22 protein-coding genes are annotated in these 23,518 nt (G+C 70.0%); 13 read left to right on the forward strand and 9 right to left on the reverse strand.

Features of this window, described 5'->3' with window-relative positions:
- Positions 1-10: 10 nt before the first annotated feature.
- Genes AC07PU_RS06650 through scpA form a run of 5 tightly spaced genes read right to left on the reverse strand, consistent with a single transcriptional unit; the run spans position 11 to position 6,220 of the window.
- Positions 11-1,555: an acyl-CoA carboxylase subunit beta gene (locus AC07PU_RS06650; protein WP_093342678.1), complete on the reverse strand. Its 1,545-nt coding sequence runs from the start codon at positions 1,553-1,555 to the stop codon at positions 11-13.
- A 21-nt stretch (positions 1,556-1,576) separates the two neighbouring features.
- Positions 1,577-2,557 (reverse strand): hypothetical protein, encoded by a 981-nt coding sequence (locus AC07PU_RS06655; protein ID WP_495316229.1) that lies wholly within the window; start codon positions 2,555-2,557, stop codon positions 1,577-1,579.
- Entirely contained in the window at positions 2,545-3,579 is a 1,035-nt protein-coding gene (gene meaB, locus AC07PU_RS06660; protein WP_495316231.1) for a methylmalonyl Co-A mutase-associated GTPase MeaB, read from the reverse strand. The genes AC07PU_RS06655 and meaB overlap by 13 nt, the downstream gene beginning before the upstream one ends.
- Positions 3,573-4,046 carry a GNAT family N-acetyltransferase gene (locus AC07PU_RS06665; protein WP_093342682.1) on the reverse strand — a complete coding sequence of 158 codons (474 nt, stop codon included), beginning with the start codon at positions 4,044-4,046 and terminating at the stop codon, positions 3,573-3,575. The genes meaB and AC07PU_RS06665 overlap by 7 nt, the downstream gene beginning before the upstream one ends.
- 11 nt (positions 4,047-4,057) lie before the next feature.
- On the reverse strand, positions 4,058-6,220 hold the full coding sequence (scpA, locus tag AC07PU_RS06670) for a methylmalonyl-CoA mutase (RefSeq protein ID WP_495316233.1): 2,163 nt from the start codon (positions 6,218-6,220) through the stop codon (positions 4,058-4,060).
- A gap of 159 nt (positions 6,221-6,379) precedes the next feature.
- Here scpA and AC07PU_RS06675 point away from each other — a divergent pair, with 159 nt between their 5' ends.
- Positions 6,380-7,021, forward strand: a complete 642-nt coding sequence (locus AC07PU_RS06675; RefSeq protein ID WP_057593638.1) for a GntR family transcriptional regulator — start codon at positions 6,380-6,382, stop codon at positions 7,019-7,021.
- 40 nt (positions 7,022-7,061) lie between these two features.
- Here the strand turns inward: AC07PU_RS06675 and AC07PU_RS06680 are convergent, their stop codons facing one another.
- The gene (locus tag AC07PU_RS06680) at positions 7,062-7,847 is read right to left on the reverse strand and encodes an IclR family transcriptional regulator (protein ID WP_057593637.1); all 786 of its coding nucleotides are present in this window, start codon (positions 7,845-7,847) and stop codon (positions 7,062-7,064) included.
- A 267-nt stretch (positions 7,848-8,114) separates the two neighbouring features.
- On the opposite strand from AC07PU_RS06680, the gene AC07PU_RS06685 reads away from it, so the two are divergent.
- A complete protein-coding gene (locus AC07PU_RS06685; RefSeq protein WP_495316236.1) occupies positions 8,115-8,975 on the forward strand; it encodes a tripartite tricarboxylate transporter substrate binding protein in 861 nt (286 codons plus the stop codon).
- Positions 8,976-9,003: 28 nt separating this feature from the next.
- Positions 9,004-9,882, forward strand: coding sequence for a TauD/TfdA dioxygenase family protein (locus AC07PU_RS06690; protein ID WP_495316238.1), 879 nt, complete (start codon positions 9,004-9,006; stop codon positions 9,880-9,882).
- 19 nt (positions 9,883-9,901) lie between these two features.
- Here the strand turns inward: AC07PU_RS06690 and dusA are convergent, their stop codons facing one another.
- A complete protein-coding gene (dusA, locus tag AC07PU_RS06695; protein WP_495316240.1) occupies positions 9,902-10,951 on the reverse strand; it encodes a tRNA dihydrouridine(20/20a) synthase DusA in 1,050 nt (349 codons plus the stop codon).
- Between the two features lie 212 nt (positions 10,952-11,163).
- Here dusA and AC07PU_RS06700 point away from each other — a divergent pair, with 212 nt between their 5' ends.
- The 3 genes from AC07PU_RS06700 (at position 11,164) to AC07PU_RS06710 (ending at position 12,534) form a co-directional block, all read left to right on the forward strand.
- Positions 11,164-11,577, forward strand: a complete 414-nt coding sequence (locus tag AC07PU_RS06700; protein ID WP_093343438.1) for a DoxX family protein — start codon at positions 11,164-11,166, stop codon at positions 11,575-11,577.
- Positions 11,578-11,640: 63 nt separating this feature from the next.
- Complete coding sequence (gene soxR / locus AC07PU_RS06705) at positions 11,641-12,105, forward strand: redox-sensitive transcriptional activator SoxR (protein WP_093342690.1); 465 nt, start codon at positions 11,641-11,643, stop codon at positions 12,103-12,105.
- Between the two features lie 39 nt (positions 12,106-12,144).
- Positions 12,145-12,534: a hypothetical protein gene (locus tag AC07PU_RS06710; RefSeq protein WP_495317245.1), complete on the forward strand. Its 390-nt coding sequence runs from the start codon at positions 12,145-12,147 to the stop codon at positions 12,532-12,534.
- Here AC07PU_RS06710 and AC07PU_RS06715 read toward each other — a convergent pair whose 3' ends face one another.
- Both AC07PU_RS06715 and AC07PU_RS06720 read right to left on the reverse strand, forming a co-directional pair.
- Entirely contained in the window at positions 12,535-13,770 is a 1,236-nt protein-coding gene (locus AC07PU_RS06715) for a serine hydrolase domain-containing protein (RefSeq protein WP_495316243.1), read from the reverse strand.
- Between the two features lie 37 nt (positions 13,771-13,807).
- The gene (locus AC07PU_RS06720) at positions 13,808-14,767 is read right to left on the reverse strand and encodes a GntR family transcriptional regulator (RefSeq protein ID WP_495316245.1); all 960 of its coding nucleotides are present in this window, start codon (positions 14,765-14,767) and stop codon (positions 13,808-13,810) included.
- Between the two features lie 169 nt (positions 14,768-14,936).
- Between AC07PU_RS06720 and aptA the strand changes: the two genes are divergently transcribed.
- The 7 genes from aptA to AC07PU_RS06755 are packed head-to-tail and all read left to right on the forward strand — an operon-like array spanning position 14,937 to position 23,515.
- Positions 14,937-16,316, forward strand: a complete 1,380-nt coding sequence (aptA, locus tag AC07PU_RS06725; protein WP_495316247.1) for an omega-aminotransferase AptA — start codon at positions 14,937-14,939, stop codon at positions 16,314-16,316.
- 20 nt (positions 16,317-16,336) lie between these two features.
- The gene (locus AC07PU_RS06730) at positions 16,337-17,428 is read left to right on the forward strand and encodes a C45 family autoproteolytic acyltransferase/hydrolase (protein ID WP_495316249.1); all 1,092 of its coding nucleotides are present in this window, start codon (positions 16,337-16,339) and stop codon (positions 17,426-17,428) included.
- Positions 17,429-17,480: 52 nt separating this feature from the next.
- Complete coding sequence (locus tag AC07PU_RS06735; protein ID WP_495316251.1) at positions 17,481-19,085, forward strand: ABC transporter substrate-binding protein; 1,605 nt, start codon at positions 17,481-17,483, stop codon at positions 19,083-19,085.
- Positions 19,086-19,102: 17 nt separating this feature from the next.
- Positions 19,103-20,047, forward strand: a complete 945-nt coding sequence (locus AC07PU_RS06740) for an ABC transporter permease (protein ID WP_422097319.1) — start codon at positions 19,103-19,105, stop codon at positions 20,045-20,047.
- Complete coding sequence (locus tag AC07PU_RS06745; RefSeq protein WP_057595421.1) at positions 20,047-20,859, forward strand: ABC transporter permease; 813 nt, start codon at positions 20,047-20,049, stop codon at positions 20,857-20,859. Before AC07PU_RS06740 ends, AC07PU_RS06745 begins: the two co-directional genes overlap by 1 nt.
- Positions 20,856-22,532 carry an ABC transporter ATP-binding protein gene (locus tag AC07PU_RS06750; protein ID WP_495316254.1) on the forward strand — a complete coding sequence of 559 codons (1,677 nt, stop codon included), beginning with the start codon at positions 20,856-20,858 and terminating at the stop codon, positions 22,530-22,532. The genes AC07PU_RS06745 and AC07PU_RS06750 overlap by 4 nt, the downstream gene beginning before the upstream one ends.
- Positions 22,529-23,515, forward strand: a complete 987-nt coding sequence (locus tag AC07PU_RS06755) for an alpha/beta hydrolase fold domain-containing protein (RefSeq protein ID WP_495316256.1) — start codon at positions 22,529-22,531, stop codon at positions 23,513-23,515. The genes AC07PU_RS06750 and AC07PU_RS06755 overlap by 4 nt, the downstream gene beginning before the upstream one ends.
- Positions 23,516-23,518: the final 3 nt, after the last annotated feature.

Raw genomic sequence — 23,518 nt, forward strand, 5'->3', positions numbered from 1 at the left:
TCCGTGCGGCTCAAAGCGGAATGTTGCCGTGCTTGCGCCACGGGTTCTCGAGCTTCTTCTCGCGCAGCATCACCAGCGAGCGGCAGATGCGCTTGCGCGTCTCGTGCGGCAGGATCACGTCGTCGATGTAGCCGCGCGCGCTCGCCACGTAGGGATTGGCGAAGCGGGCCTTGTACTCGGCCTCGCGCGCCGCGAGCTTGGCCGGATCGTTCTTGTCCTCGCGGAAGATGATCTCGACCGCGCCCTTGGCGCCCATCACCGCGATCTCGGCGCGCGGCCAGGCCAGGTTGACGTCGCCGCGCAGGTGCTTCGAGGCCATCACGTCGTAGGCGCCGCCGTAGGCCTTGCGCGTGATGACGGTGATCTTCGGCACCGTGCACTCGGCATAGGCGTAGAGCAGCTTGGCGCCGTGCTTGATGATGCCGCCGTACTCCTGGCCGGTGCCGGGCATGAAGCCGGGCACGTCGACGAAGGTCACGACCGGGATGTTGAAGGCATCGCAGAAGCGCACGAAGCGCGCGGCCTTGATGCTGCTCTTGATGTCGAGGCAGCCCGCCAGCACCAGCGGCTGGTTGGCGACGATGCCCACGGTCTGGCCTTCCATGCGCGCGAAGCCGATCACGATGTTCTTCGCGTAGTCGGGCTGCAGCTCGAAGAAGTCGCCGTCGTCCGCGACCTTGAAGATCAGCTCCTTCATGTCGTAGGGCTTGTTCGCGTTCTCGGGCACCAGCGTGTCGAGCGAATAGTCGGGCCGGTCGGCCGGGTCGCCCTGGCCGTTGTTGCCCAGGCGCACCGGCGGCTTCTCGCGATTGTTCAGCGGCAGGTAGTTGTAGAGGCGGCGCAGCATCATCAGCGCCTCGACGTCGTTCTCGAACGCCATGTCGGCCACGCCGCTGCGCGTGGTGTGGGTCACGGCGCCGCCCAGTTCCTCGGCCGTCACGCTCTCGTGCGTCACGGTCTTCACCACCTCGGGGCCGGTGACGAACATGTAGCTCGAGTCCTTCACCATGAAGATGAAGTCGGTCATGGCCGGCGAATACACCGCGCCGCCCGCGCACGGGCCCATGATCATGCTGATCTGCGGCACCACGCCCGAGGCCATCACGTTGCGCTGGAACACGTCGGCATAGCCGCCGAGCGAGGCCACGCCTTCCTGGATGCGCGCGCCGCCCGAGTCGTTGAGGCCGATCACCGGGGCGCCGACCTTCATCGCCTGGTCCATCACCTTGCAGATCTTCTCGGCATGCGCTTCGCTGAGCGCGCCGCCGAAGACGGTGAAGTCCTGGCTGAACACGAACACCAGGCGGCCGTTGATCATGCCGTAGCCCGTGACCACGCCGTCGCCCGGGATCTTGTTGTCGGCCATGCCGAAGTCGGTCGAGCGGTGCTCGACGAACATGTCCCATTCCTCGAAGGTGCCGTCGTCCAGCAGCAGCTCGAGGCGTTCGCGCGCCGTGAGCTTGCCCTTGGCATGCTGCGCGTCGATGCGCTTCTGTCCACCGCCCAGGCGGGCCTGCGCACGGCGCTTTTCGAGTTCGTCGATCAGTTCTTGCATGAGAAAAGCCTCTTTGAAAAATCAGCAGTCATAGGTTTCGCTGTACTGGAACGATGCCCCCGGCATGGTGGCCAGGATGTCCATGAATTGCGCGATCGCGCCGCACCGCTCGCGCGGGCGATAGGGCGACGTGTTGGCGAGCGGGCCGAACGAGAGATCGGTGCTGCCGCCGCCCTTGGCCGGCAGCACCTGCACCCATTGCGCCGCGAGGCTTTCGCCGCGGCGGCAGAAGACGGTGTTGTGGATGTCCGATACGCCCCAGGCATCGCCCGCGGCCGACGACCACAGCATCAGTCGGTGGTTGGCGGCGCCCTCGCCCTGCAGCAGCGCGAAGCCGGGCACGGTGAAGTGCAGCGCGGGCATGCGCAGCACGCGCTGCGCCGCACTCCGCGCGAATTCGCGCGCGGGACCGGCCTCGAGCCTCGCCACCGCATGCGCCCCGCGCAGCATGGCGTCGAGCGCCGACTGCTCGCGCTGCCAGGCCTCGGCCCAAGGCGCGGCGGCCGCGACCTCGTCGTCCCAGTCGACGAACAGGATGCCGCTGGTCTTCCCGGCCGCTTCGTCGTCGCGCGGCGCGCCGTACCACGAGACGCCCACGCGCACGCTCCCCAGGCGCCACTCGGCGTTGACGGCCACGCTCCAGGCGTTCTCTTCCTTGAAGCGCGCGGGCCGCGCGTCGCCGCGATCGGGCTCGCCGAACCGTTCGACCAGTTGCGCATGCGCGCGCAGCGCGAAGTCGACATGCGACTCGCCCGCGGGCAGGTCCAGCCGGTGCCACGCCTGCATCACCGGACGCCCGGGCCGCGGCACCATGAGTTCCATGCGGCTGCTGCGCAGCCCGAGCACGTCCGCGCCCGCCACATGCCAGACATTGACGCCCGCGGCCGCGTACGCGGGCCGCAGCCCGCGTGCCTCCAGCTGCTCGAAGGTCGTGCCCCAGGCAAAGCGTCCCGCCGCGGTGTCGAAACCGCGCGCGAAGCCGTGGTCGTTCAGCTGGCCCATGCGCTCTCGTCGCCTGCATAGAGGCCGAGCAGGCGGCGCGCCGCGGTCGACGGCGCCAGCTCGAGCGCGCCCACCTGGCCCAGCAGCGCCGGCAGCTCTTCCTTCACGCGCGGGTGATGGCGGAAGGCATGGCGCAGGCCCGCTTCGATGCGGTCCCACATCCACGACTTGGCCTGCTGCTGGCGGCGGCCCATGAGCCGGCCATTGGCTGCCTGCAGCGCGCGAAAGCGCTCGACCTGGGTCCAGAACGCGTCGACGCCCTGCCCCAGCAATGCGCTGAGCTGGATCGCCTGCGGATGCCAGAAGCTCTCGTCGTGGCGCGCATGGTCGGGATGGCCGTGCTGGCCGAACAGCCGCAGCGCCGAGGTGATCTGCGCCTGCGCGCGCGTGGCGGCGTCCTTGTCGATATCGGCCTTGTTGATGACGACCAGGTCGGCGATCTCCATCACGCCCTTCTTGATGGCCTGCAGGTCGTCGCCGGCGTTGGGCAGCTGCATCAGCACGAACATGTCGGTCATGCCCGACACCGCGGTTTCGCTCTGGCCCACGCCCACGGTCTCGACGATCACCACGTCGTAGCCCGCGGCCTCGCACACCAGCATCGCCTCGCGCGTCTTCTCGGCCACGCCGCCGAGCGTGCCGCTCGAGGGGCTGGGGCGGATGTAGGCGCGCTCGTGCACCGAGAGCCGTTCCATGCGCGTCTTGTCGCCGAGGATGGAGCCGCCCGAGACGGTGGACGAGGGGTCGATGGTGAGCACCGCCACGCGGTGGCCCTTGTCGATCAGCAGCAGGCCCAGGGTCTCGATGAAGGTCGACTTGCCCACGCCGGGCACGCCCGAGATGCCGAGCCGGAACGAATGGCCGGTGCGCGGCAGCAGCGCGGTGAGCAGCTCGTCGGCCTGCGCGCGATGGTCGGCGCGGGTGGATTCGAGCAGCGTGATGGCCTTGGCGATGGCGCGGCGCTGCGCCATGCCGTCCGTCTCGGCGATCGCGCGCTGCAGCGCCTGCGCCGTGTTCAGCACGCGGCCTCCACGGCCAGGCGCCAGCGGTAGTGCAGGTCGACGCCCTCCTCGCCCTCGAGCACGAAGCCGTGCCGCAGGTAGAAGCGGTTGGCATCGCTGCGCACCAGCGCCGTGAGCTTGATGTCGCGCTGCTGCGCGCGCGCCTGCGCCTTGGCCCAGCGCATCACCCATTCGCCGATGCCCAGGCCCTGGAAGCCGGTGCGCAGGTACAGGTGGTCGAGCCGCAGCGCATCGGCGCCCTCGGGCTTGAGCGTGACGAAGCCGATGCGCCCGTCGCCGTCGAGCACGATGTGGTGCATGAACGGGATCACGAAGCCGGCGCTCAGCCGCTCGCGCGAGCGCGCGAGGTCGAAGCGGCCGACACGCTCGAGGCTCGGTCGCATCGCATCGATGCGCAGCGCCAGCATGTCCTCGAAATCGCTGGATTCCACGGGCTGCAGCGACAGCCGCGACAGGAGATCACCCACGTCCGCTCTCGTCAGGCCGCGACCGCCGCGCGAATCTGCTCCAGCACGTCCTTCGCGCTCGCCGGGATCGGCGTGCCCGGTCCGTAGATGCCCTTCACGCCGGCCTCGTAGAGGAAGTCGTAGTCCTGGCGCGGGATCACGCCGCCGACGAACACGATGATGTCGTCCGCGCCCTGCTTGCGCAGCTCCGCGATGATCGCGGGCACCAGCGTCTTGTGGCCGGCCGCGAGCGTGCTCACGCCCACCGCATGCACGTCGTTCTCGATCGCCTGGCGCGCGCACTCCTCGGGCGTCTGGAACAGCGGACCCATGTCGACGTCGAAGCCCAGGTCGGCGAAGGCCGTGGCCACCACCTTGGCGCCGCGGTCGTGGCCGTCCTGGCCCAGCTTGGAGATCATCACGCGCGGACGGCGGCCCTGCTCTTCGGCGAAGGCGTTGATCTCGGTCTTGAGGGTCTCCCAGCCCTCGGCGGAGTCGTAGGCGGCGGCGTAGACGCCGGTCACCTTCTGGGTGTCGGCGCGGTGGCGGCCGAAGGACTTCTCGAGCGCGTCGGAGATCTCGCCGACGGTGGCGCGCAGGCGCACCGCGTCGATGCTCAGCGCCAGCAGGTTGCCGCTGCCGTTTTCGGCCGCCTCGGTCAGCGCGTCGAGCGCGGCCTGCACCTTGGCGCCGTCGCGCGCGGCGCGGATCTTCTGCAGCCGCGCCACCTGCTGGTCGCGCACCTTCACGTTGTCGATCGAGAGGCTCTCGATCGCGTCCTCGTTCTTGAGCTTGTACTTGTTGACGCCGACGATCACGTCCTTGCCCGAGTCGATGCGCGCCTGCTTCTCGGCGGCCGCGGCCTCGATCTTGAGCTTGGCCCAGCCGCTGTCCACCGCCTTGGTCATGCCGCCCATGGCCTCGACCTCCTCGATGATGGTCCAGGCCGCGTCGGCCATGTCCTGCGTGAGCTTCTCCATCATGTAGCTGCCGGCCCAGGGGTCGATCACGTTCGTGATGTGCGTCTCTTCCTGGATGATGAGCTGCGTGTTGCGCGCGATGCGGGCGCTGAACTCGGTCGGCAGCGCGATGGCTTCGTCGAGCGCGTTGGTGTGCAGGCTCTGCGTGCCGCCGAACACCGCGGCCATCGCCTCGATGGTGGTGCGCACCACGTTGTTGTAGGGGTCCTGCTCGGTCAGGCTCCAGCCCGAGGTCTGGCAGTGGGTGCGCAGCATCAGGCTCTTGGGGTTCTTCGGTTCGAACTCCTTCATGATCCGGCACCACAGCAGGCGCGCGGCGCGCATCTTGGCCACCTCGAGATAGAAGTTCATGCCGATGGCCCAGAAGAAGCTCAGGCGCCCGGCGAAGCCGTCGACATCGAGGCCCTTGGCCAGCGCGGTCTTCACGTACTCCTTGCCGTCGGCCAGCGTGAAGGCCAGCTCCAGCGCCTGGTTGGCGCCGGCTTCCTGCATGTGGTAGCCGCTGATCGAGATCGAGTTGAACTTCGGCATGTTCTGCGCCGTGTACTCGATGATGTCGCCGATGATCCGCATGCTGGGCGCGGGCGGGAAGATGTAGGTGTTGCGAACCATGAACTCCTTGAGGATGTCGTTCTGGATGGTTCCGCTTAAGCTGTCCTGCGCCACGCCCTGTTCCTCCGCCGCCACCACGTAGCCCGCGAGCACCGGCAGCACCGCGCCGTTCATGGTCATCGACACGCTGACCTTGTCGAGCGGGATCTGGTCGAACAGGATCTTCATGTCCTCGACCGAGTCGATCGCCACGCCGGCCTTGCCCACGTCGCCGGTCACGCGCGGATGGTCGCTGTCGTAGCCGCGGTGGGTGGCGAGGTCGAAGGCCACGCTCACGCCCTGCCCGCCGGCGGCCAGCGCCTTGCGGTAGAAGGCGTTCGATTCCTCGGCGGTCGAGAAGCCCGCGTACTGGCGGATGGTCCACGGGCGCACCGCGTACATCGTGGCCTGCGGGCCGCGCAGGTAGGGCTCGAAGCCCGGCAGCGTGTCGGTGTACTTCAGGCCCTGCAGGTCGGCCGCGGTGTACAGCGGCTTGACGCTGATGCCGTCGGGCGTGATCCAGTTCAGCGCGGCGACGTCGCCGCCGGGCGCCGACTTGGCGGCGGCCTTGGCCCAGGCCTCGAGAGTGGCGGGCTTGAAGGAGGGTTCGGGTTTGCTGCTCATGGAGGCGCCGCTTCGCAGTGTGTCGTGCAGGGGGTGTGCTGCTGGAGGAAAGGATTCGCTGGAATCGCTGGGGGTCCGCAGGGATTTGCAGGCCGGCCGCGAGTCTAACCGATCCATAATTATTAATTCAAACGCGATTTTTGAAGTACAGTCCCGCCCATGTCCGCCGTCACCCTCACCCCGCGCGCCCTCTATGAAGAGGTGGCCGAGCTGCTGCGCCAGCGGATCTTCCGCCGCGAGCTCGAACCGGGTAGCTGGATCGACGAACTCAAGCTCGCCGAGGAGTACGGCATCAGCCGCACGCCGCTGCGCGAGGCCCTGAAGGTGCTGGCCGCCGAGGGCCTGGTGACGATGAAGGTGCGCCGTGGCGCCTATGTGACCGAGGTGTCGGAGCAGGACCTGGCCGACGTCTACCACCTGCTCTCATTGCTCGAGAGCGATGCCGCCGGCGTGGTGGCCGAGCGCGCCACCGAGGCCCAGCTCGCCGAGCTGCGCGCGCTGCATGCCGAACTCGAGGCCGCGGCCGCGCCCGAAGACCGCGAGCATTTCTTCGCGGTCAACGAGCGCTTCCACATGCGCCTCTTGGCCATCGCCAACAACAAGTGGCGCGACCAGATGGTGGCCGACCTGCGCAAGGTGATGAAGCTCAACCGCCACAACTCGCTGCTCAAGGCCGGGCGGATCGGGGAGTCGCTGGCCGAGCACCGCTCGGTGATGGCCGCGATCGAGGCGCGCGACGGCGAGGCCGCCATGGCGCGCATGCGCGAGCACTTCAGCAACGGGCTGGAAGCGGCGGCCTAGCGTCCGCCACGGGGCCGCGCGGCGGCCCGCTTCGCTTCACTCAATCGAGATCGACCGTGCCCGCCTCGGCCGCGATGCGCTGCGCCGTCTCGAGCAGCCGCGGCGCCACGCGCGCGAGCATGGTGTCCTTGGGCAGCAGGTAGGCCGGGCCGCCGCAGCTCACCGCGTAGCGCTCGCCGCGCGGACCGCGCAGCGCGAAGCCCAGTGCGTGGATGTGCGGATGCCATTCGCCGAACGAGCCGCAGTAGCCCACGCGCGCGTACTCCTCGATGCTGGCGATCAGCCCCGGCTCGATGCGCGGCCAGTTCTCGCCGCTTTCCTGCCGGATCTGCGCCAGCAGCGCCTCCTGCTCGGGCGCCGCGAGCGAGGCCAGGTAGGCCCGTCCGGCGGCCGAGGTGGCGATCGTCATGCGCGAGCCGACCTCGATGCGCGAGCTGATCATCACCGAGCGCGGGCGCAGCGAATCGATGATCAGCATGTCGAGCTCGTCGCGCACGCCCATGTGCACGCTCGCGCCCGCGAAGTCCGACAGCGCCGCGAGATGCGGGCGCGCCACCGTGCGCAGGTCGAAGTGCCGCAGGTAGCGGCTGCTCATGTCGAGCAGCGCCGGCCCCAGGCTGAAACGCTCGCTGTCCTGCGACTGCCGCAGGTAGCCCGCCCCGACCAGGGTGGCCGTGAGCCGCGACACCGTCGCCTTGGGAATGCCCGTCGCATCCGCCAGTTCGCGATTGCCCATCGGCGCCGCTGCCATCCCGATCACCTTCAGCAGGGCCAGTCCCCTGGCGAGCGCGCTCACCTCTTCCCTGCCGCCAATCGCGTCATTCATTTTTAGAAACCTTTGCTTCCCTGATTGATCTTTGTTGCCATTTTTCAGCAAAAACGGGTTGACGCGAGAACTTTGGGAGATCATTATTTCGGAACACAGTTTCAAAATAATGAGATGACGAGACAAAACCCCCACTTCTCCCCGCCGTCGCCGCGCCGCCGCGAACTCCTTGGCACCGGCCTCGGCCTGCTGGCCGGCGCCGGCCTTCCGGGTTTCGCGCGGGCCGCCGTGCCCGTTGCATTTCCCAAAGGACCGGTAAAGCTCATCGTGCCGTTCGCCCCCGGCGGGCCGACCGACACCGTCGGCCGGCTCATCGCCATGAAGCTGCAGGAGGGCTGGGGCCAGCCGGTCATCGTCGACTACAAGCCCGGCGCCGGCACCGCCATCGGTGCCGACTTCGTCGCCAAGGCGCCGCCCGACGGGCTGACCATCGGCATGGTGAATTCCTCGTTCGCGGTGAATCCCTCGCTGCGCAAGACCCTGCCCTACGACACGCTCAAGGACATCACGGGCATCACGCAGATCGCCAACCTGCAGCTGGCCATCGTGGCCCGACCCGACGCGCCCTTCAACACGCTGGCCGAGCTGATCGCCTATGCGAAGAAGAACCCGGGCAAGCTGACCTACGGCACGCCCGGTGCCGGCAGCACCACGCACCTGGGGGCCGAGCTGCTCAAGCGCGAGGCGGGCTTCGACATGCTGCACGCGCCCTTCAAGGGCAGCTCGCCCGCGCACACCGAGCTCATGGGCGGGCGCATCGACCTCGTGGTCGACCCCTTCCTCTCGGTGCTGCCCTTCGTGAAGGCCGGCCGCATGAAGCTGATCGCCACCCTCGGCGACAAGCCGGTGCCCGGCTTCAGCTACCCGACCGTCGCGCAGACCCTGCCCGGCTTCCACGTCAACGCGCTGCTGGGCTTCATCGCGCCGCACGGCACGCCGCCGGCCGTCATCGAGAAGATCCAGTCGGACACGCGCCGCGTGCTGCTCGACCCCGAGATGCGCAAGCGCGTGGAGGAACAGGGCATGGAGGTGGTCGCCTCCACGCCCGCGCAGTTCGACGCCTACGTGCAGTCGGAGATGAAGCGCTGGGCGCGCGTCATCGCCGACGCGGGCATCCAGCCCGAGTGAGCCCCTCTTCCATCCGGACACCCTTCCCATGCCCCTAGCACTCACCCCCCTGCATCCGCATTTCGCCGCCGAAGCGCGCGGCATCGACATCGCCCGGCCGCTCTCGAGCGACGAGGTCAGGCAGATCAACGCCGCGATGAACCGCTACGCCGTGCTGGTGTGGCGCGGCCAGTCGCTCACGGGCCAGCAGCAGATCGATTTCGCCAAGGCCTTCGGGCCGCTGGACCTCGGCCTCAAGAAGGTGTTCAAGCGCCCCGAGCGGCTCGAGGACGAGCGCCTGATCGACATCTCGAACGTCGACGCGCAAGGCAACGTCGCGCGCCGCGATTCGCCGAAGAACCTCTCGAACTTCGCCAACCAGCTCTGGCACAGCGACAGCTCGTTCCAGAACCCGCGCGCCGCCTATTCGATGCTGCATGCGCTGGTGCTGCCGAGCTGGGGCGGCAACACCGAGTTCACCGACCTGCGCGCCGCCTACGACGCCCTGCCCGAGCGCGACAAGACCGAGCTCGAGGGCCTGAGCGCCGAGCACTACGCGCTGCACACGCGCATCCTGCTCGGCGACGAGGCCTACACCGACGAGCAGAAGAAGACCATCCCGCCGGCCGCCTGGCCGCTGGTCCAGACGCACCCGGGCTCGGGGCGCAAGCTGCTGTTCGTGGGCGTGCATGCGCGCGAGATCGTCGGCTGGCCCGTGGCCGAGGCCCGCATGCGGCTGTCGGACCTGCTCGAGCACGCGACCCAGCGCGAGTTCGTCTACCGCCACGAATGGCAGGTGCACGACCTCGTGATGTGGGACAACCGCAGCACCCTGCACCGCGGCCGGCGCTACGACATCGCCGAGCGCCGCGAGCTGCGCCGCACCACCATCGAGGACGTGCCCGAGGCCACGCTGATGGCGGCCTGAGAAGAAACGGGAGAGCGGCTCAGGCCGCCTGCGCCACCGGCTCGTGCGCGATCGCCATCACCTCGTGCGGCGACTTGCTCTTCATGCGGTGGTCGCTCCACACCTGGCGCCAGCGGCGCGCGCCCGGCAGCCCGTTGCGCAGGCCCAGCATGTGGCGCGCGATGTTCGACCACGGCGTGCCGTGCTCGGCCGCCTCGCGCACCATGTAGTCGCACATCAGGGTCTCGACCCCCTCGCGCGTGCGTTCCGAGGGCGCCGCGCCGAAGAACTCCGCGTCCCACTCGGCCAGCCACCAGGGGTTGTGGTACGCCTCGCGCCCCACCATCACCCCGTCGAGCAGCCGCAGGTGCTCGTGCACCTGCGCATTGAGCGTGATGCCGCCGTTGATCGAGAACTTCAGCGCCGGAAAGTCGTGCTTGAGCCGGTGCACCAGCGCGTAGCGCAGCGGCGGGATCTCGCGGTTCTGCTTCGGGCTCAGGCCCTTGAGCCAGGCATTGCGCGCATGCACGATGAAGGTGCCGCAACCGGCCTCGCTGACCTGGCCCACGAAGTCGCGCACGAACTCGTAGCTCTCGATCTTGTCGATGCCGATGCGGTGCTTCACCGTCACCGGCACGCTGCTCGCGTCGACCATCGCCTTCACGCAGTCGGCCACCAGCTGCGGCTCGTTCATCAGGCAGGCACCGAAGGCGCCGCGCTGCACGCGCTCGCTCGGGCAGCCGCAGTTGAGGTTGATCTCGTCGTAGCCCCATTGCTCGCCGAGCTTCGCGCAATGCGCGAGATCGGCCGGCTCGCTGCCGCCGAGCTGCAGCGCCAGCGGATGCTCCTCGGCGTTGAAGCGCAGGTGCCGCGGCACATCGCCATGCACCAGCGCGCCGGTCGTCACCATCTCCGTGTAGAGCAGCGCGTGGCGGCTCAGCAGGCGGTGCAGGTAGCGGCAGTGGCGGTCGGTCCAGTCCATCATGGGCGCGACAGACAGGCGCATCGCCTCGAGTGCCCGGGCCGCTTCAGGGCCTCGCACTGGATCGGGCCCGGGCCCGGCGTTTTCTGGGTTCTCGTTCGGTGTCATTCGATGTCTTTGGGCGCCGCCGCTTCTGTCGGTTGCAAGCGCGCAGGGCGCGAGCGTAGCGCACCTGGCCATTCCGCTCCGTGCCGACAGCGCTTGACCTCAAGCTTGGTTGAGGTTTTACAGTCCGCCGCGCTCACCCGAATACCCGCGTGGGCTTCACCGATGAACCCATGGCGGCAACGAATGTCCCGCCGAAATCAGGAGCTGTGTTGATGAGGTCGTGGATCGATGCCGCGTTGGAAAGCCAACTGCTGTGGCTGGCCGCCCGGATACTGCTCGCCGTGGTCTTTGCCGCGTCGGGTCTTGCCAAGGCGCTGAACTTCGCGGGCGGGGTGGGCGAGATGCGCGCGGCGGGCCTCGAGCCGGCCTGGGCCTTCAATGTCGCCACCATCTTCGTGCTGCTGGCCGGCTCGCTGCTGCTGCTGGTCGACCGCGCCGTGTGGCTGGGCGCCGGCGCGCTCTCGGTGTTCCTGCTGCTCACGATCGCGATCGTGCATCGCTTCTGGTCGCTGCCCGAACCGCGCGCCACGCTGTCGCTGTACTTCGCGCTCGAGCACGTCTCCATCATCGGCGGGCTGCTCGCGGCGGCGATCGCGAGCCACCTGCGGCGGCAGCTCGGCGGCTGAGCGCCACACCGCCTCCGCCTGTATCGCCTATAAGACGCCGATCCGACTCCGAGCCTTTCCGCCATGCCAGAGAACCATCCCGCCGAGCCCGCCAAGGTACTGACCGTCGGCGAGGTCGCCCGGCGCAGCGGCGTCGCCGTCTCGACGGTGCACTTCTACGAATCGAAGGGGCTGATCAAGGGCTGGCGCAGCGAGGGCAACCAGCGCCGCTATCCGCGCGAGGTGCTGCGCCACATCGCGGTGATCCGCGTGGCGCAGCGCACGGGCATTCCGCTCGAGACCATCCGCGATTCGCTGTCGCGGTTGCCCGAAGGACGCATCCTCAATGCCGCGCAGTGGAAGGCGCTGTCCGCCCACTGGCGCGACGAGCTCGACGCGCGCATCCGCGTGCTGACCCGGTTGCGCGACGACCTCGGCGAATGCATCGGCTGCGGCTGCCTGTCGATGACCGACTGCCCGCTGCGCAATCCCGGCGACAGGCTGGGCGCCACGGGGCCGGGGGCGGTGCTGCTCGACGACCCGCCTTGAGCCCGCGTGCCGCTCGGACATGGCGCGCGCACTAGACTCCTGTCGCGCATGACCTTGCTCGACACCCCCGCCCTCCGCCGGCTCGCCGAAGCCGCCACGCCCACGCGCCCCACCTGCGCCTGCCGCCTGCAGGACGCCAGGGCCTGGGAAAGCATCACCGAGGAGCGCTGGCCCAAGGCGTTGATGGAACAGGTCGGCACGCTGCGCGACCCCGATACCTACGAACCCACGTTCGAGGAATTCCATCCGGCCGGCACGCGCTACGACTCGCCCGAGGCGCCGATCTCGGTCGCGCACTTTCCGTACAACCGCTGCGACGTCTACCGCTGCAGCGCCTGCGCGCGGCTGGTGCTGCGCTACACCGAGTTCGGCGGCTACTACATCGACCATCGCGTGCGGGTGGTCGATGCCGCGCTGATCGCCGGCTGATCAGCCCTCGCCCATGAGGTGCGCGGCCAGCGCGCGAAAGGCCGGCATCGAGGTCGGCAGGTGCGCATGGGCCGCCAGCGGATGCGAGGCGAAGCGCGCCACCACCATCTCGGCCACCGGATCGATGTGCAGCGCCTGGCCATGGATGCCCTGCGCGGTGAAGCTGCCGTGCGCGTCGTGCGCCACCCACCACATGTTGCGGTAGCTCCAGCCGGCCAGCCGGGTGTAGCCCGCGAGCGCGAAGCGCGCCGGGTCGGCGCCGCGGCGGATGTCGGCCACCACGGCCTCGGGCACGATCTGCGCGCCGTTGTAGAAGCCGCCCAGCCGCATCGCCTCGCCGAAGCGCGCGAGGTCGCGCAGGCCGGTGCACAAGCCGCCGCCCGCGAACTCGGCACCCTGGCCATCGAGCGCGAAGCTGGCGTCCTGCTCGGCGCCCAGGCGCGACCAGATCAGTTCGCCCAGCAGGCCGGCCACCGATTGCCCGGCCGCGCGCGCGATCAGCCAGCCCAGCACGTCGGTGTTGACGGTGCGATACGCGAAGGCCTGGCCGTGCACGGTGCCGTCACGCGCCGCGCCCACGCTCTGCAAAAACTGCCGGTAGCCCTCGGCGCCAACATAGCCCGCCGGACGCGGCAGCAGTTCGCCGGCGCGCGCATGCTTCCACACGCCCGCATCGGGGTCGGCGTACTCCTCCGAATAGTCGATGGCCGTGGTCATGTCCATCACCTGGCGCACGGTCGCGCTGCCGAAGGCGCTGTCGGCCAGTTCGGGGATGTAGTGCGTGACGAAGGCGTTCTCGTCGAGCATGCCGTCGGCCGCGAGCATGGCGCCGAGCGTGCCCACCACCGACTTGGTGACCGACATCGCCATGTGCTCGCCCTGCGCGTCGAGCGCGCCGAAGTAGCGCTCGTAGACGATGCGCCCGCGGTGCAGCACCACGGCGCCATCGGCATGGATGGCCTCGAGCGCCGCGAGCCAGGTCGTGGGCGCGCCGTCGCCGAAGCGCGCGAAGGGCAGCGCATCGATCTCGCTGCGCATCGCGCGCGGTAGCTCGGCCACCGGCGCGCTGCCGCGCCCCACCCTGCGCGTGGGCTGCAGCTCGCGCAGGTGCGAGAAGGCCCAGCGGTTGTGCGGCGGCTGGAACACCGGGCATTCGCGCGGCCTCGTGACGGGCGCGCCGGCCGTGGGGAATCCGTCGCGCCAGCCGGCAGCCAGCGCTGTGTTGTCTTGCGTCATGAGAAGAGAAGAGAAAAAGGGTGGGTTGCGGATGCAGTCAATCGCCGAGCACGCCCATCACCCGCCGCTCCAGCAGGTCGCTGGCGCGGCTCAGGTGCAGCCGCATGCCTTCGGCGGCGCGGGCCAGGTCGCCGTCCTCGACCGCGTCGAGGATCTCAAGGTGCTCGCGGCAGGACTTGTGCAGCAGGTCGACGTTCACGAGCGGATAGTCCGAGAGGTCCGACATGCGGCGCAGCCGGTTCTGCTGCTGCACGGTGTCGAGCACGAAGCGGTTGCCCGAGAAACTGGCCAGCAGCTCGTGGAACTGCGCGTTGGCCTCGAAGAAATCCATCCAGTTGTAGCGCGCGGCCTGGGCCAGCAGGCTCTGCTGGCGCTCGCGGCAGGCCAGCAGCCGCTCATGGTCGATGCGGAAACCCGGCTCGCGCAGCGCGGCGCACTCCACGATCAGGCGAAAGCGGTAGCTCTCGCGCTCGCTCTCGACCGAGTCGAGGGTCTCGGTGAACTCCCAGCGCTGGTAGTGGCGCCCGCGCAGCACGCCGTCCTGCAGCAGCGTGGTCAGCACGGTGCGCAGCAAGGGGCGCGGCGCGTCGTAGGCCTGCGCCAGCTCGAGCTCGTTGACGCGCGTGGGCAGCTTGCCCGCGAGGCGGTCGCGCAGCAGCCGGTAATAGAGGGTCTTCTCCTCGTCCTCGGGCATCTCGCGCCGCGCGCGGCCCAGCGCCTCGCGGTCGGCCACCAGCGTGTAGCCGCGGTTGGGCACGTGGGCCAGCAAGGCGCGCTCGTGCAGGAAGCGCAGCGCGGCGCGCACCGGCGTGCGCGAGATGCCGAGCCGGCTCGCGAGATCGGCCTCGGTCATGTGCCGGCCGTTCTCGTAGCCGCCGGCCAGGGCCTGGTCGAGGATGTAGCGGCTCACGCGCTGCGCGAGCGGCGCGATCTGCGACGCCGGCGGCGCCGGGGGCGCCGGGGGCGCCGGGGGCGTGTCCATCTGTGCTTCGGCCATCCAAGGTTCTCCGGGGAGGAATCGCGGGATCGGCGCCGATCATCGCGCCGACTTTGTATTTTTGAGCGCAAAAAACCATGTACATCTTGCGACAAAAATACAATCCACGCTCCAAGATCGGCCCACGACGACCCGAGCGCCGGGTCGCGTCCCAACGGAGAAAACCCTCGTGGCCGCAGCCGACACCCTTTCGAACCCCGACGCCGCGGCGTCGCCCGCCCTGCCCGCGTCGCTCGACGCGTTCTGGATGCCCTTCACCCCCAACCGCAAGTTCAAGCAATCGCCGCGCCTGATCGTCGGCAGCGAAGGCCTCTACTACGACCTCGCCGACGGCCGCCGCGTGCTCGACGCCATCGCCGGCCTGTGGTGCGTGAACGCCGGCCACCGCAACCCGCGCATCAGCGCCGCGCTGAAGGCGCAGATCGACGTGCTCGACTACGCCTCGAACTTCCAGATCGGCCACCCGGCCGCCTTCACGCTGGCCGAGCGGCTCGCCGGGATGGCGCCCGAGGGCATGAACCACGTGTTCTTCACCAACTCGGGCTCCGAGTCGGTCGACACCGCGCTGAAGATCGCGGTGGCCTATCACCGCGCGCGCGGCGAGGCCGGCCGCTACCGGCTGATCGGCCGCGAGCGCGCCTACCACGGCGTGGGCTTCGGCGGCATCTCGGTCGGCGGCATCGGCCGCCAGCGCAGCACCTTCGGGCCGCTGCTCAACGGCGTGGACCACCTGCCGCACACGCACGACCTGGCGCGCAACGCCTTCTCGCGCGGCGAGCCGCCGCACGGCCTCGACAAGGCCGACGCGCTCGAGGCGCTGATCTCGCTGCACGACGCCTCGACCGTGGCCGCCGTCATCGTCGAGCCCGTGGCCGGCTCCACCGGCGTGCTGCCGCCGCCGCGCGGCTACCTGAAGCGCCTGCGCGAGATCTGCGACCGGCACGGCGTGCTGCTGATCTTCGACGAGGTCATCACCGGCTTCGGCCGCCTGGGCACCAACTTCGCGGCCGACCTGTTCGGCGTCAAGCCCGACCTCATCACCACCGCCAAGGGCCTGACCAACGGCGCGGTGCCGATGGGCGCGGTGCTGATGCGCGACGCGGTGCACGACGCCTTCATGCAGGGCAGCGTGAGCGCGGTCGAGCTCTCGCACGGCTATACCTACTCGGGCCATCCGCTGGCCTGCGCGGCCGCCATGGCCACGCTCGACGCCTATGTGCACGACGGCCTGATCGCGCAGGCCGCGGCGCTGTCGCCCTATTTCGAGGAAGGCCTGCACGCGCTGCGCGGCCTGCCTGGCGTGATCGACGTGCGCAACGTCGGCCTGCTGGCCGGCATCGAGCTGCAGCCCTGGGCCGCGGGCGCGGGCACGCACGCCCAGGCCGTGGCGCAGCACTGCCTCGATGCCGGCGTGCTGGTGCGCTCGGTCGGCGACACGATCGCGCTGTCGCCGCCGTTCACGCTCGAGCGCCGGCACGTCGACCAGATCGTCGACAGCCTGCGCCAGGCCATCGCCCAGACCGCCCAGCCCACCGACACGCCCGCCTGAATTCCCGAGGACCGCACCCCATGGACATCGAATCCTTTCCCCTCTACGACATCGAGGGCGACGCCGCCCAGTGCGGCCGCCAGTACGGCCGCGCGGCCGGCGACCGCATCGACCTGAGCCTGCGCACCTACCGCGCCGCCTTCGAGCGCGTGGGCCTGAACTGGGAGCGCACGCGCGCGCTGGCGCGCCGCTTCATGCCGCTGGTCGAGGCCTTCGACGCCGGCATGCTGCGCGAGATCGAGGGCGTGGCCGAGGGCGCGGGCGTGCCGGCCGAGGACATCGTGGCGCTCAACGCGCGCAGCGAGATGCTCTACGCCTTCCAGCAGCTCGAGGCCACCGAGCCGCCCGACGGCTGCACCGGCGTGGTGGTCATGCCCTCGGCCGCGCGCGACGGCAAGCTGATCCACGCGCAGAACTGGGACTGGCGCGTCGAGAGCCTCGAGCTCGGCGTGGTGCTGCGCATCCAGCCGGCCAAGGGCCCGGCCATCCTGACATTCGCCGAGGCGGGCACGCTGGCGCGCGCCGGGCTCAACAGCGCGGGCATCGCGGTTACCGGCAACTTCATCAAGGCCGACAGCGACGGCCGCCACCAGGGCGTGCCGCTGGCGCTGATCCGCCGCGGCATCCTGCAGTCCGAGCTCTACGCCAACGCGCTCGGCGTGGTCTGCCGCAGCGCGCGCTCGATCTCCAACAACATGATCCTGACTCATGCCGAGGGCGAGGCCGTGAGCCTGGAGACCTGCCCCGAGCAGGTGTTCTGGCAGCAGCCCGAGGACGGTGTGCTGGTGCATGCCAACCACTTCAAGACGCCGGCCGCGCTGGCGCGCGTGGTCGACCGCAGCCTCGAGACCACGCCCGACTCGCTCTACCGCGACCGCCGCGTGACCGAGGCGCTGCGCAAGCGCGCCGGCGACCTCACCGAGCAGGACGTGCTCGACGCGCTGCAGGACCGCTTCGGCGCGCCGCGCGCGGTCTGCCGCAGCCCGAGCGCGGGACCGGGCGGCGCCTCCTCGGCCACCGTGGCGACCATCGTGATGGACCCGGCGGCACGGAAGATGCGCATTGCACCGGCGCCGTTCAAGGCCCACCGCTTCACCGAATATTCCCTCTGAGTTCCTCCCGATCCGATCCCGACCGGCCCAGCCCCCGCCAGGAGTGTTTGCCATGAACCCACCCGTGCCCCCCGCCCGCCCGCCTTCCGTCTCGCGCGCCGCCGCCCTGCTGGCGCTCGGCCTCGCCGCCGGCACCGCCTTCGCCCAGGGCGCGCCCGGCGCCGGCCAGACGCTGCGCATCCAGATCAACTCGGACATCCGCAGCACCGACCCCGGCGGCAACCGCGACGACAACACCGACAACGTGCTGCTGCACGTCGGCGAGGGCCTGGTCGCGCTGCGCGAGGACACCTCGGTCGGCCCGATGCTCGCGAGCAAGGTCGACACCTCGGCCGACGGCCTGAGCTACACCTTCACGCTGCGCGACGGCGTGAAGTTCCAGAACGGCGCCACGCTCACGGCCGACGACGTGGTCTGGAGCTGGCAGCGCTACCTCAAGCCCGGAAGCGGCTGGCGCTGCCTCAGCGAGTTCGACGGCAAGGGCATGACCAAGGTGCTCTCGGTGGAGGCGCCGAACCCGAAGACGGTGGTGTTCAAGCTCGACCGCGCGAGCGCGCTGTTCCTCACCATGATGGCGCGGCCCGACTGCGGCGGCGCGGCCATCCTGCACCGCAGCTCGATCGGCGCCGACAGCCAGTGGAAGGAGCCGGTGGGCACCGGCCCCTACAAGCTCAAGGAATGGAAGCGCGGCCAGTACGTGGAGCTCACCCGCTTCGACGGCTACACCTCGCGCGCCGAGCCGCGCGACGGCCTCACGGGCGGCAAGAAGGCCGAGGTCGAGAACCTGCGCTTCGTCGTCATCCCCGACTCGGCCGCGGCCAAGGCCGCGCTCTACAGCGGCGGCATCGACGCCTTCATCAGCCCCAGCCCGTCGGACGTGATCGAGATGCGCGGCCGCGGCGACGTGCGCGTGGACACCACGCCCGTGATGACCATGGTCGCGCTGCTGCTGCAGACCAACGACCCCGTGCTCAAGGACGTGCGCATCCGCCGCGCGCTGGCACTCGCGCTCGACACGCCCGAGATCGCGCGCTCGGTCACCGAGGGCCTGTCGGCCGTCAACAACTCGGTCGTGCCCTCGACCAGCCCCTACTACGACGCGACGCAGGCCGGCGGTTTCAAGCGCGACATCGCCGCCGCGAAGAAGCTGCTGGCCGAGGCCGGCTACCGCGGCCAGCCGATCCGCATGATCGCCAACAAGCGCTACGAGGCGCTCTACTCGGCCGCCGTGCTGGTGCAGGCCATGGCCACCGAGGCCGGCATCAACATCGAGCTCGAGGTGCTCGACTGGGCCACCCAGCTCGACCGCTACACCAAGGGCCAGTACCAGAGCATGGCCTTCGTCTACTCGGCGCGCATCGATCCCGCGCTCAACTACGAGATGGTGTCGGGCGACAAGGCCGCGCAGCCGCGCAAGGTCTGGGACAGCGCCTTCGCCCAGACACGGCTGGCCGAGACCATGGTCTCGCGCGACAAGGCGCGCCGCCAGGTGCTGTTCGACGAGATGCACCAGCAGATGCTGCAGGACGTGCCGATGATCGTGCTGTTCAACGCCAGCGACGCCACCGCCATGCGCAAGAACGTGGTCGGCTTCAAGGGCTGGGCGCCGGCCAAGCCGCGCTTCTGGAACGTGCGGCTGGCCGCCGCCGGCGGCTGAGCGGAGGCCGCGCCTTCATGCCCGCCTACCTCCTGCGCCGGATCGCGATGACGATCCCGACGCTGCTGCTGGTCTCCATCGCGGTCTTCGCGCTGATGCGGCTGATCCCGGGCGACCCGGTGCTGCTGATGCTCGGCGAAGGGGCCGACCCGGCCCAGCTCGAATCGATGCGCCGCCAGATGGGCCTCGATCAGCCGCTGCCGCTGCAGTACCTGGTCTGGCTGCGCCAGGCGCTGGGCGGCGACCTCGGCGTCTCGACCACCAACGGCCTGCCGGTGCTGCCGCTGATCTGGGAACGCTTCCAGGTCAGCGCCGTCATCGTGCTGGTCGCGGTGGCGCTGGCCTCGCTGATCGCCGTGCCCGCCGGCCTGGTCGCCGCCTGGCGCAAGGACCGCCCCGCCGACCTCGCCATCATCGGCGCGGCCACGCTCATGCTCTCGGTGCCGAGCTTCTGGCTCGGCCTGCTGCTGCTGATGTTCTTCGGCCAGTACCTGCACTGGCTGCCGGTGGTGGGCTACGTGCCGCTGTCGGAGAGCTTCTCGCAGGGCGTGCTCTACGTGATCCTGCCGATCGTCACGCTGGTGCTGGTCGAGACCGGCGTGCTCACGCGCATGTCGCGCGCCAGCACCATAGAGATCCTGCGGCTCGAGTACGTGACGCATGCGCGCGCCAAGGGCGTGCCCGAGTCGCAGGTGCTGCGCCGCCACGTGCTGCCCAACGCCTTCAATCCCACGCTGACCATGATCGGGCTGATCCTCGGCCACCTGCTCAGTGGCATCGCGGTGCTCGAGACGGTGTTCACCCTGCCGGGCCTCGGCCGCCTGATGATCGATTCGATCTTCGCGCGCGACTACCCGGTGCTGCAGGGCTGCCTGCTGTTCACCGCCTGCATCTACGTGGTCATCAACCTGGTCGTGGACATGTGCTATCCCCTGTTCGATCCGCGGGTGTCGGTGCAGTGATGAAGATCAAGACCCATACCCTGGTGGGCGGCGTGCTGATCGCCACGCTGCTGGTGCTGGCCGTGGTGGCGGCCGTCTGGACGCCCTACAACCCGGTCGGCATCGACCTCAAGTCCAAGCTGCAGGCGCCCTCGATGGCGCACTGGCTCGGCACCGACGAGTTCGGCCGCGACGTGGCCAGCCGAGCGATGCGCGCCGCCTCCACCAGCTGCCTGGTGGCGCTGCTCACGGTCGCGCTGGCCACCGCCATCGGGCTGGTGGTGGGCGTGGTCGCGGGCTTCGTGCGCGGCTGGACCGACCGCGTGCTGATGGCCTTCAACGACACGCTGCTGGCCTTCCCGGGCCTGCTGCTGGCGCTGGCCGTGATGGTGATCGTGGGCGCCAACCAGTGGGGCATCGTGCTCGCGCTGAGCCTGGCCTATGCGCCCTCGGTGGTGCGCGTGGTGCGCGGCACCGTGCTGTCGCTGCGCGAGCGCGAATACGTCGAGGCCTCGCGCATGATCGGCAACGGCGAGATCTACACCATGTGGCGCCACATCCTGCCGAACTGCGTGGCGCCGGTCGCCGTGCTGGCCACCAGCATGTTCGGCTGGGTGCTGCTGTCGGAGAGCGCGCTGAGCTTCCTGGGCCTGGGCGTGCCGCCGCCGGCGCCCACCTGGGGCAACATGCTCTCGAGCGCGCGGCCCTACATGGTCTCGGCCGTCTGGCTGTGCGTGGTGCCGGGCCTGTGCATCGCGCTCACGCTGCTGGGCATCAACCTGCTGGGCGAATCGCTGCGCGACCGGCTCGATCCGCGGACGGAGAAGTCATGAGCGCGCCTTCCACACCTTCCCCTGCTTCTCCCGTGCTCTCGGTCGAGCACCTGAGGATCGCGCTGCGCCACGGCACCCAGCCGCTGGTGCACGACCTCTCGTTCGAGGTCCGGCCCGGCGAATTCCTCGCCGTGGTCGGCGAATCGGGCAGCGGCAAGACCATGGCCGCGCGCGCCATCCTGCAGCTGCTGCCGCCGGGCATCGCGCAGACCGGCGGGCGCATCGTGTTCGACGGCCAGGACCTGAGCCGGCACGACGCGCAGGCCATGCGGCCGATCCGCGGCCCGGGCATCGGCATGGTGTTCCAGGAGCCGATGGTCTCGCTCAACCCGGTGCACCGCATCGGCGAGCAGATGGCCGAGGGCCTGCGCATGCACCACCGGCTGTCGGCCGCCGAGATCCGCGCGCGCAGCCTCGAGATGCTGCGCCGCGTGCAGATCGCCGACCCCGAGCGCTGCATGCAGGCCTATCCGCACGAGTTCTCGGGCGGCATGCGCCAGCGCATCATGCTCGCGAGCGTGATGCTGCTGAAGCCGCGCCTCTTGATCGCCGACGAGCCCACCACCGCGCTCGACACCCTGAGCCAGCGCGAGGTGCTCGACCTGATGGTCGAACTGGCGCGCGACAACGGCACGGCCGTGCTGCTGATCACGCACAACCTCGGCCTGGTGGGCCGCTATGCGCAGCGCGCGATCGTGCTCGAGAAGGGCCGGCTGGTCGAGACCGGCGAGGTGCCGTCGATCCTGGTCGCGCCGAAGCAGGCCTACACGCGCAAGCTGGTCGACGCGCTGCCGCGCCGCCAGGCCGCCAAGCCGGCAGCCACCGAGACGCGCCAGCCGCTGCTGCAGGTGCGCGGCCTCGGCGTGAGCTACCCGGGCGCGCGCCTGGGCTTCTTCAAGCGCCAGCCGCCGGTGCCCGTCATCGATGCGCTCGACCTCGACATCCACCCGGGCGAGATGGTCGCACTGGTGGGCGGCAGCGGCTCGGGCAAGACCACGCTGGGCCGCGCCATCTTGCGGCTCGCGCCCTCGAACGCCGGGCAGATCCTGTTCCGCGGCGAGGACGTGCGAACCGCCGGCCGCGCCGCGCTGCACCGCTTTCGGCTCGCCTGCCAGCTCGTGTTCCAGGACCCCTTCTCCTCGCTCGACCCGCGCATGCGCGTGCAGGAGATCGTGGCCGAGCCGCTGCGCCACCTGCCCGAGCTCGATGCCGCGGCACGCCTGCGGCGCGTGGCCGAGACGCTCGACGAGGTCGGCCTCGACGGCCTGGGCGCGCGCTATCCGCACGAGCTCTCGGGCGGCCAGCGCCAGCGCGTGGCGATCGCGCGCGCGCTGGTGCGCCGGCCGGCCTTCGTGGTGGCCGACGAGCCGGTCTCCGCGCTCGACATGACGATCCAGGCCCAGGTGCTGCGGCTGTTCCAGAGCCTGCAGCAGCACCACGGCTTCGCCTGCCTGTTCATCAGCCACGACCTCGCGGCCGTCGAGCAGATCGCCGACCGCGTGATCGTGATGGAGCGCGGCCGCATCGTGGAGCAAGGCGCGCGCGACGCGGTGTTCGACCGGCCGCGCCATGCCTACACCCAAGCGCTGCTGGCGGCCACGCCGCGGCCGCTGCACGAGCTGGCCGAACCCGCCATCGACATCCAACCCGTTCCCGAGAAAGCCTTCGCGTGACCTCCCCCTTGCCCTACAGCTGGCAGCATCCCAGCGCCCCGCCGCCGCTCGATCCGCAGATCGTCGAGTTCATGCGCCTCATGGGCGCCGAGGGCGCGCGCTATCCGAAGCGCCACACCATTCCCATCGCCGAGGGCCGCGCCAATGCCGAGAAGGTGCGCGCGCCATGGACGCAGGGCGGGCCCGAGATGGCGCGCAGCGTCGACCACCACGTGCCCACGCGCCATGGCGAGGTGCGCATCCGCGTGCACTACCCCGCGCAGCGCACGCTGCAGGGTGCGCTGGTCTACATCCACGGCGGCGGCTTCGTGCTGTTCAGCCTCGACACCCACGACCGCGTGATGCGCGAGTACGCGGGCCGCGCCGGCATCGCGGTGATCGGCATCGACTACACGCGCGCCCCCGAGGCGCGCTTTCCGCAGCCGCACGACGAATGCGTCGACGTGATGCGCTGGCTGGCCGCCCATGCGGGCACGCTCGACATCGATCCCGCGCAGCTCTTCATCGGCGGCGACTCGGCCGGCGCCAACCTCTCGGTCGGCGCCTGCCTGGTGCTGCGCGACGAGGGCGATGCGCTGCCGCTGGGCATGCTGCTGAACTACGGCGCCTACAGCACCGAGCTCTACCGCGACTCGGTGGTGCGCTACGGCGCGGGCGAGTACGGCCTGTCGCTGCACATGATGCTGTGGTTCTACGGCCTCTATGCACGCGGGCCGGCCGACTTCACCGACCCGCGGCTGCACAGCCTCTCGGCCCGGCTCGAGGGCCTGCCGCCGGCCTGCATGGTGGTCACCGAATGCGACCCGCTGTACGACGACAACCGGCTGATGGCCGCGCGGCTGCGCGAGGCCGGCGTGGCGGTCAGCGAGACGCTCTACCCCGGCACCATCCACGGCTTCCTCGAGGCGGTCTCGGTCGCCGACGTGGCCGGCCGCGCCTTCGACGATTCGGTGCGCTGGCTGCGCGACCTCGCCACGCGCTGAGCC

The sequence above is a fragment of the Variovorax sp. GW821-FHT10D07 genome, assembly GCF_059415325.1.

Bases quoted from the DNA above. Each gene is read 5' to 3' on its own strand.
- AC07PU_RS06730 (WP_495316249.1), top strand. From the start codon at position 16,337: ATGGACATCGAATCCTTTCCCCTCTACGACATCGAGGGCGACGCCGCC.
- AC07PU_RS06690 (WP_495316238.1), top strand. From the start codon at position 9,004: ATGCCCCTAGCACTCACCCCCCTGCATCCGCATTTCGCCGCCGAAGCG.
- AC07PU_RS06680 (WP_057593637.1), bottom strand. From the start codon at position 7,847: ATGAATGACGCGATTGGCGGCAGGGAAGAGGTGAGCGCGCTCGCCAGG.
- AC07PU_RS06720 (WP_495316245.1), bottom strand. From the start codon at position 14,767: ATGGCCGAAGCACAGATGGACACGCCCCCGGCGCCCCCGGCGCCCCCG.
- soxR (WP_093342690.1), top strand. From the start codon at position 11,641: ATGCCAGAGAACCATCCCGCCGAGCCCGCCAAGGTACTGACCGTCGGC.
- AC07PU_RS06655 (WP_495316229.1), bottom strand. From the start codon at position 2,557: ATGGGCCAGCTGAACGACCACGGCTTCGCGCGCGGTTTCGACACCGCG.
- AC07PU_RS06745 (WP_057595421.1), top strand. From the start codon at position 20,047: ATGAAGATCAAGACCCATACCCTGGTGGGCGGCGTGCTGATCGCCACG.
- AC07PU_RS06715 (WP_495316243.1), bottom strand. From the start codon at position 13,770: ATGACGCAAGACAACACAGCGCTGGCTGCCGGCTGGCGCGACGGATTC.
- AC07PU_RS06750 (WP_495316254.1), top strand. From the start codon at position 20,856: ATGAGCGCGCCTTCCACACCTTCCCCTGCTTCTCCCGTGCTCTCGGTC.
- AC07PU_RS06735 (WP_495316251.1), top strand. From the start codon at position 17,481: ATGAACCCACCCGTGCCCCCCGCCCGCCCGCCTTCCGTCTCGCGCGCC.
- AC07PU_RS06650 (WP_093342678.1), bottom strand. From the start codon at position 1,555: ATGCAAGAACTGATCGACGAACTCGAAAAGCGCCGTGCGCAGGCCCGC.
- AC07PU_RS06700 (WP_093343438.1), top strand. From the start codon at position 11,164: ATGAGGTCGTGGATCGATGCCGCGTTGGAAAGCCAACTGCTGTGGCTG.
- dusA (WP_495316240.1), bottom strand. From the start codon at position 10,951: ATGACACCGAACGAGAACCCAGAAAACGCCGGGCCCGGGCCCGATCCA.
- AC07PU_RS06675 (WP_057593638.1), top strand. From the start codon at position 6,380: ATGTCCGCCGTCACCCTCACCCCGCGCGCCCTCTATGAAGAGGTGGCC.
- scpA (WP_495316233.1), bottom strand. From the start codon at position 6,220: ATGAGCAGCAAACCCGAACCCTCCTTCAAGCCCGCCACTCTCGAGGCC.
- AC07PU_RS06740 (WP_422097319.1), top strand. From the start codon at position 19,103: ATGCCCGCCTACCTCCTGCGCCGGATCGCGATGACGATCCCGACGCTG.